Here is a 7,769-nt window from a genome sequence, read left to right on the forward strand (position 1 = left end):
AATAGAGCTACAAATGCCGCCGCAGAATCTTTCAATGCAAAAATAAAGTCCTTTAGAAACGCCCTAAGAGGGGTTCGGGATGTAGAATTCTTTCTTTACAGATTGACTAAACTGTATGCTTAAAAATTATGGAGATCCCCCAACTTTTCAACTTGATCCTTGATCCCTTATCTTTTCTCACATTTACTACCAAAAACAAAAAAACCTTGTAGAATCAGCTTCTACAAGGTTTTAATTACGTCAGCGTACCTATTTTTACGCTCCTTCGTGATCCCCTTGGGACTCGAACCCAAGACCCATACATTAAAAGTGTATTGCTCTACCAACTGAGCTAGGGAATCTTTTACCCCGTTTTTTGTTTAACGGAGTGCAAAGATAGGAATTATTTATTTCCAGCCAAATTTTGTTGAAATTATTTTTATCACTTACCTGTAAATACAAGCTTGTAGCGGATTACAGGATCATCTTTTTCTTCTTCACTAAAAATATGCAACAGGTAATATTTACCCGCTACCCAATCATTTACGCTGTTATCATAAAAAGGACTGCCCGGATTTCCACTCTGCCCGCCGGGATAAATACCGTATGCTTCCGTTTTGTCCGACAGCTGCACCACCATACGCCAGGAAGGGCCATGTGTCGATTTTGTTGCATTCACAATATGCTGTCCGCCGCCAGTATTCAAATGCAATGCGCTAAAAGCAGGAATACCACGGGAAAGATGGTTGATATCAGTGCCCCGTGCTTTTCCCAGCTCCAGCCTGCCGGCTTTGTTCAGCTCCGACAGCTGCGATACCGTCGTCGCAAATACACCCTGCACCAGTTGTGATAAAGTTTCTTTTTGTGGCGTATTGATGTTATCTATAAAATGAAAAGCTGTATCACGCAGCAACAACTGCAGCGTGGTGATTGATTGTGGATAAACCAGGATGGTAGTGTCTTTCGGATGCAGCTCATCCTGCCAGATGGTATCTTCCAGGTGTGCCCACAGCGTATTGAAGATGCTGGCCGCTTTACTGTCGGGCGTAGCCATAAAGTCCCAGGACGACAACAGCTGCCAATAGGGTTGCTGTTGCGCTGTAAGCACGCTGGTATCGATATGTTTCCTTATTACAGGCATAGCTGCTGCGGCAAACAGGTTCATGTCGTCGTTCTGCAGCTGCATCATATCCTGCGTGGTAATAGCGCTCATAGCAGTTAACCTTTCATTGATGCGCTTACCACGGAAAAGATCATATTCACCGTACAACGCATATGGATAAGTGCTGTCGGTAGGGCGCTGGTTGGCGGAGCTCACAAACCCTCTCTCAGGATTTTTTATATGAGGCAGTTCATCATGCGGAATATATCCCTGCCATGCATAGGTGCTATCGCTGCCCGGCATAATCCACTTGCCCTGGTCTTTCCACCGCAGAGGATACTGACCATTGTGCCAGATGGCAATATCGCCGGCTTTATCAGCAAATACAAAGTTTTGGGCAGGACAGGCAAAGTGGTTAATGGCGCTGAGATAATCGTCGTAATTACGGGCTTTATTCAGCTTGTTGAATGTAGCCAGCTCATTGGATGGATCCAACGCTTTCCAGCGCATGGCCAGAAAATGCTGACCAGTGGTTTTGTCGGGGAAAGTGTTATCGAACATAACCGGTCCAAACACGGTATAGGCAACGGTATCATATACCGTGGCGCCGCCTCTTACCTTTATTTCTTCCACCCGCAGGTCTGCTTTGCGATAACTGCCGTTGTACAGGTATTCAGTACGGCCATTACGGAACTGCATGCTGTAGTAATCTTTCACATCCTCTTCCCCGTTGGTAACACCCCAGGCGATGTGATCATTAAAGCCGATGATCACGCCGGGAGCACCTGGCAGGGAAGCCCCATACACATTCATTGCAGGTGTATGGATTTGTACTTCATACCAGAGTGAAGGGAGCGACAGGCCCAGATGCGGATCATTACAGAGGATAGGCGCGCCTGAGCGGGTTTTGCTGCCGGCTACTGCCCAGTTGTTGCTGCCGTTATCGGGATCAGGCTTATCTGTTTTAAACTTCATGAAGGCTGCTGCAGCGGCCAGCACGCTATCAGGAGGAGCAGTTGATTTCAATGTGGCCTTCGGATAGGCTGTGCCTTTTGGTATAATCGGATCTGTGGCTTCATGAAAGTCGGGATACATCAGTTCAAAATCCTGCAGGGAAAATAAACGGCGCGCATTGGTGAACTCGAGGTCGTTGGCGGCCCCGGCGAGATCATGTGCCATGTACTTCAGCAGTAAGGCCGACTTGATGATATCCCATCTCTCCGGTTTATAATCCAGGATTTTATACTCTACCGGGTAAGTAGCGGGAGTAAGCGTGGCAATATATGCGTTTACACCGGCGGCATAAGAGGTGACTGCCTCTTTGGTGGCCGGGTCTGCCAGCATTTCCTTTACGGTGTATTCCGCCGCATAAACCATTCCCTGGCGCCGCTGTTTCCGGTCGTACTGCACCAGTTTAGGGCCCAGTATTTCTGATAAACGGCCGGCTGCGGCATATGTCTGCAGCTCCATCTGCCAGAGGCGGTCGCGCGCAGTTACATATCCCTGTACATAAAAAGCATCTCCTTCATTCTCCGCGAAAATATGCGGCACCATACGGTCATCGTACCAGACCTCTGTTTTGCCGGACAAGCCCGGTAATACCAGCTGCTCATGGGGAAAATCACCGATAGGCTCTGCATTTTGCCAGAAGCCCGTTTGCGGGCTTAACAGCTTTCCCAGTGGTGGTATCTGTCCCAGTTTATGACTGAAAGCATATGTAAGCGATAAGGTAACTGCTGCGGTGATAACTGCGGGGATGATTCTCATATTACAAGTCGGATGTAATATGTAAAATACATCAAATTTGTTTCATAACCAGTTATGCCTGTACTACTTTTATAAGATGGGCCACCTCTGCTGGGGTATTAAAACTATGCAGCACAATGCGGAGCCGCTCTGCCCCCTTTGGCACCGTAGGATGCAGGATAGGCCGTACATCCAGGCCCTCCTGCTGCAACCGCTGTGCAATGCCGCGGGTATTCTCATTGCCGCGGGTTAGCACTGCCTGGATGGGCGTAGTGCCCGGTAACAGTTCCGTATTTACGATGCCGGCGCGGAACTGTTCAATAAGGGCCGACAATTGTTCCCGCTCCGCCCGCATATAGGGGAAAGTGGCATAACCCGCCTCTATGGCGGCCAGTGCAGCGGGTGGTAATGAGGTAGTATAGATAAATGAACGGGAGAAGTTGATGAGGTAGTCACGCAATATCCGCGAGCCCAGCACCACGGCGCCATGACAACCAACTGCTTTTCCGAAGGTATGGATGCGTGCAAAACAGGCGGCTGTTAGCTGCAGGTGTTGTACCAACCCTTCTCCCCTGTTCCCGATAACACCGGTAGCATGGGCCTCGTCCACAATAAGATGTGCGCCATACTGTTCGCAGACAGCGGCAATAGCGGCCAGCGGCGCCAGGTCCCCATCCATGGAATAGACCGACTCCACCGCTACAAAAATGTTTCCAGTCCCATGTTTCAGCTTCTTTTCCAGGTCCGCTACATCATTATGCGCAAATGAAAACGACTGTGCAGCGGATAATCGCACGCCATCGCGGATAGACGCATGGATCAGCTGATCATAAATAACGGTATCGCCCTTGCGGCCCAGGCAGGAAAACACGCCCAGGTTGGCGTCGTAACCGGAGTTATACAGCAACCCGGCTTCAGCCCCGTGAAAAGTGGCCAGGTCTTTTTCCACTGATTCAATCCATTCGTAATTGCCTGCCAGCAGCCTGGACCCGGTGCTGCCATGCGCAGGATGCCTTTCTTCCATTAAGGTGTGGATATACTCCCGCACAGCGGCATTCCGGGTAAGACCGAGGTAATCGTTGGAACAAAAATCCACTTTATCTCCCGGCAGCCGCAACTCGCGGAACGACTGCTGTTCCCGGCGCTCATCAAGCAATCGCGTTAAAAAAGAAGTATTGTCTTTACCCATGGATCTGCGTTTATCAGCGCACAATTTAAACTTTGCCGTTATCTTCGCAAAAAAGCCACAGCCTGAGCGCTGTTTTTTCTATGAGCAAAGTATCAATACTCGGACTAAAACTGCCTACTGATCCACGATGGGTGAACCTGGCCGCCATTTCGTTGCAGGACATTCTCACCGATCATGCGTATTGCGAGCAAAAAGCGGCGTCTTCCGCTATCTCCCTGATCCAGCGCAACCCGGAAAGAACGAAGCTGGTAGAAGAACTGGCGCCTATTGTTACAGAAGAATGGGGACATTTCCGGCAGGTGCTTGCTGAAATGAAAAAACGTGGCCTCTCTTTAGGCAAACAACGGAAAGATGATTATGTAAATGCGCTCATGGATAACCGGGTAAAAGGCGGCCATCCGGACGACAGCTTCCTGGATGCCCTGCTGATCTTTGCCCTGATAGAAGCCCGCAGCTGCGAGCGCTTCCGCCTGCTGAGCGAAGGTCTGGAAGATGAATATATGCGCGATTTCTACCATCGCTTCATGGTGTCTGAAGCGGGCCACTACCGCCTTTTCATTGACCTGGCCAACGAATATTTCCCCGAAGAAAAAGTACGCGCCCGCTGGCAGGAATGGTTGAACAAGGAAGCGGAGATACTGCAAAACATCGCCGTTCGCGGCGACAGGATGCACTAGATCGCCTTCGGCGATGCGAAATTTGTCTTGGAACACTGATTACGCTGATTTTGATGATTAGCCAGATTTTTATTTTAAAGTGTTTTATAAAAAGTAAGGGAGATATATGCGGATAAATTCGCCCGTATCTCCCTTTACTATTACAAAGTCAAAAAAATAAAATCAAACTAATCATCAAAATCAGCGTAATCAGTGTTCCAAGACAAAATCCGCGGCGGGCAATCAGAAGTTAAACCCGAGGTTTACATAGAACTTCAGCCGGCCGGATTTGTCGTTGTACATCATGGTGGCCTCTACAGGGCCGAGGCGGCTGCTGTAAGCTGCGCCAATGCCATAACCGGCAAGGTATTCGTAATTGCTGCCGCCGGAAACTACACCATCATATACGGCCCCGCCTATACGGGGAATGGCGAAAAGATTCCGCATGAACTCATACTGCCAGGCGATCTGCATTGCCCCAACTTTCGGGGAAATCACTTCTCCTTCGTAAAGGCCCACAAGCGGCACCTGGTTGCGCGTGATGTTGGTCATACCGCCCACCACAAACGCATTCACTACTGATTCTTTGTAGTTGACATTATACCCGATACTACCGTCCAGCTCCAGGGCTGATTTCCGGCCCATTGGAATATAGTATTTCAGGTTCAGCGCCAGTCGTTGATAGTCGTTGAAGTTCACTCCCAGCGTATCGTAATCCTGCTCCACTCCCTGCGAGCTTACCTTAATGCCCGGGTGCTGGTTATAGATATGCCCGGCTTCCAGGTCCAGCAGCAATCCACTGGTCGGGTATATTTTCTGGTTGAGGGAATTGATACCAAAGTTAATATAAGAGTTCAGCTGGTTGGTGCTTCCTCGTACCTCCATGAAGTTCGACAACTGCGGTTTGTACTTGATGTATTCCCAGCGCGTTCCCGCACCTACAAACATATTGCGGGTAAAGGTATACTGCACGTCCACATTTACGTTCGCATACTTGCTGCGATAGGGTTGTAGCTTGTTAAAGTTGTTATCGTAAAAAGTAAGCCCATTGTTTTCGTAATAGGTGCCCAGCCCGAAACCAAAGTTACGGCTGCGGCCCAGGTATTTGAAATATTCTGCCTCCAGGCGGGGGTTTTCACTGATCACCGCCGTTACAAAGGAACGGGAGTTGGGCACAATGAAATTCCGTTGGGTTAAGTTGATGATCGCATTGGCGCCGGTAAAGGTGTTATAGTTGAGCGCAAATTTCACATAGGTGAGCGGGTTTTCCTCCACCTGTATATCCATCCTGCTTTTGCCGTATCCTTCCGGTACCAGGTTGTAGGTGATCAGTTTATAGAACCGGGTACCATATACATTGAGGATGGCGTTTCTCAGTTGCGTAGGGGTATAGCACTCTCCTGGCTTGAGGTGCAGCCGTTGTAAAAAGAATTTCTGATCAGAGTGCACCAGGCCGGTTACATGCACGCTGCTCAGTTCTATATCGGTGGCAAACGGCAGCCGGTCGGCCACAAAGGGCGGTTGGGGATATAGCGCATTCAGGGAATCTGCCAGGTGTTTGAAAACAGGATACATTTCCCTTCCTTTCCGGCGACCGGCTTCAATAATAGAGTCCACGCTGCCAAAGCTGGCGGCGGAGTAGTTCTCCAGCTCCCTGTTCATCGGCACATAAATATCGCATTGTTTAATAGCTTTGGTAAAATCATCTGCATCTTTATAAAAGCCCAGCTGGTAAAGGATATCAAAGGGAGTAAGCAGCTGATCGGCTTTACGCAGGCCCCCGCTTACATTGGCGCCTATTACGATATCAGCGCCCATTTCCTTGGCGGTGATCACCGGGAAATTGCGGACCACTCCCCCATCCACCAGTTTGCGGTCGCCTATCTTCACAGCTGTGAAAATAGAGGGGATAGCCATACTGGCACGCAGGCTGGTCACTATTTCCCCGCTGTCGAGCGTCACAATATCGCCGGTAGCCACATCGGTGGCAATGCATTTAAAAGGTATATTGAAATCTTCAAAGTTCTTGATATCCTTTACCGGCCAGCACAGCTTTGCCAGCTCCAGCCAAAGCGCTTCACCGGAAATTACGCCGGAAGCCAGTTTGGGCTTACCATATTCAAAAGGGATTTCGATGATGTATTTGTTGTACTCCCGTTTTTCTTCATAGGAAATATCCGTAAGAACGGGCTGGTTGGAGAAAAGGCTGTTCCAGTTCAGTTTACGGGCTACTTCTTCAATCTTCTTCCCGGAATACCCCATGGCATATAAAGATCCTACTATGCTTCCCATACTGGTACCTGTTACCATATCTACCTTCAGGCCGGCGCTGTCTATCGCTTCCAGGATACCAATGTGCGCAAGCCCCCTGGCCCCGCCGCCGCTGAGCGTTAATCCTATCTTTGGTTTGTTGCTGATCGTTTGCTGAGCCTTCACGGTATAGTAACACAACATAAAAGCTAACAACAATAAACTGGTACCCCGCCGGATGTGGGCTTTTGATCCCTGCTTCATTTTAAATAATTGGCCCTTATTAAAGATAAGGTTTTATACACATTCGGGAATGTTAAGCACAAGAGATTTTTAGTTGGACATTTGCTCTCATAGTAAATATTCGTTATCTTATTCCCCGCAAAAAGCTAACTAACAAAAGCGCAGCTTTTACAATTAACACGTATGAAAAACTCGCTCTCTACGCAGAACATCTGGCAGGTTATAATGGCTTCGTCGGCTGGTACGCTCATTGAATGGTACGACTTTTACATCTTTGGCAGTTTATCCGCCATCATTGCTGAAAAGTTCTTCCCCCCAAGTAATCCGCAGCTGGCCTATATTGCCACGCTGGCTACCTTTGCTGTTGGCTTTATTGTGCGCCCTTTCGGGGCCATTGTATTTGGCCGCCTTGGCGATATTGTAGGACGTAAATATACCTTCCTGCTAACATTGCTGATCATGGGCGGATCTACCTTTGCCATCGGTCTTATTCCCAGTTACCATACCATTGGCATACTGGCGCCCATATTGGTGCTGATCCTCCGCCTGGCGCAGGGCCTGGCCCTGGGTGGTGAATATGGCGGTGCGGCTACCTATGTAGCGG

6 protein-coding genes and 1 tRNA gene are annotated in these 7,769 nt (G+C 49.0%); 3 read left to right on the forward strand and 4 right to left on the reverse strand.

Features of this window, described 5'->3' with window-relative positions:
• Positions 1-123, forward strand: a 123-nt coding sequence (locus VIM72_RS06820; protein ID WP_332001468.1) for a transposase, incomplete at its 5' end; no start/stop codon positions are given.
• Between the two features lie 145 nt (positions 124-268).
• On the opposite strand, the gene VIM72_RS06825 is transcribed toward VIM72_RS06820, so the two are convergent.
• From VIM72_RS06825 to VIM72_RS06835, 3 genes are all read right to left on the reverse strand, one after another.
• Positions 269-341: transfer RNA gene (locus VIM72_RS06825), tRNA-Lys, on the reverse strand.
• An 80-nt stretch (positions 342-421) separates the two neighbouring features.
• A complete protein-coding gene (locus VIM72_RS06830) occupies positions 422-2,848 on the reverse strand; it encodes a penicillin acylase family protein (protein WP_332002114.1) in 2,427 nt (808 codons plus the stop codon).
• A 52-nt stretch (positions 2,849-2,900) separates the two neighbouring features.
• Positions 2,901-4,016: a pyridoxal phosphate-dependent aminotransferase family protein gene (locus VIM72_RS06835; RefSeq protein ID WP_332002115.1), complete on the reverse strand. Its 1,116-nt coding sequence runs from the start codon at positions 4,014-4,016 to the stop codon at positions 2,901-2,903.
• Positions 4,017-4,096: 80 nt separating this feature from the next.
• Here VIM72_RS06835 and VIM72_RS06840 point away from each other — a divergent pair, with 80 nt between their 5' ends.
• Positions 4,097-4,693, forward strand: coding sequence for a tRNA-(ms[2]io[6]A)-hydroxylase (locus VIM72_RS06840; protein WP_332002116.1), 597 nt, complete (start codon positions 4,097-4,099; stop codon positions 4,691-4,693).
• Between the two features lie 222 nt (positions 4,694-4,915).
• Here VIM72_RS06840 and VIM72_RS06845 read toward each other — a convergent pair whose 3' ends face one another.
• Positions 4,916-7,186 carry a patatin-like phospholipase family protein gene (locus VIM72_RS06845; RefSeq protein WP_332002117.1) on the reverse strand — a complete coding sequence of 757 codons (2,271 nt, stop codon included), beginning with the start codon at positions 7,184-7,186 and terminating at the stop codon, positions 4,916-4,918.
• Between the two features lie 162 nt (positions 7,187-7,348).
• Here VIM72_RS06845 and VIM72_RS06850 point away from each other — a divergent pair.
• The coding region (locus VIM72_RS06850) for an MFS transporter (RefSeq protein WP_332002118.1) at positions 7,349-7,769 on the forward strand (421 nt) is incomplete at its 3' end.

Origin of the sequence: Chitinophaga sp., from assembly GCF_036569185.1 — a bacterium.
Classification (GTDB): Bacteria; Bacteroidota; Bacteroidia; order Chitinophagales; family Chitinophagaceae; genus Chitinophaga.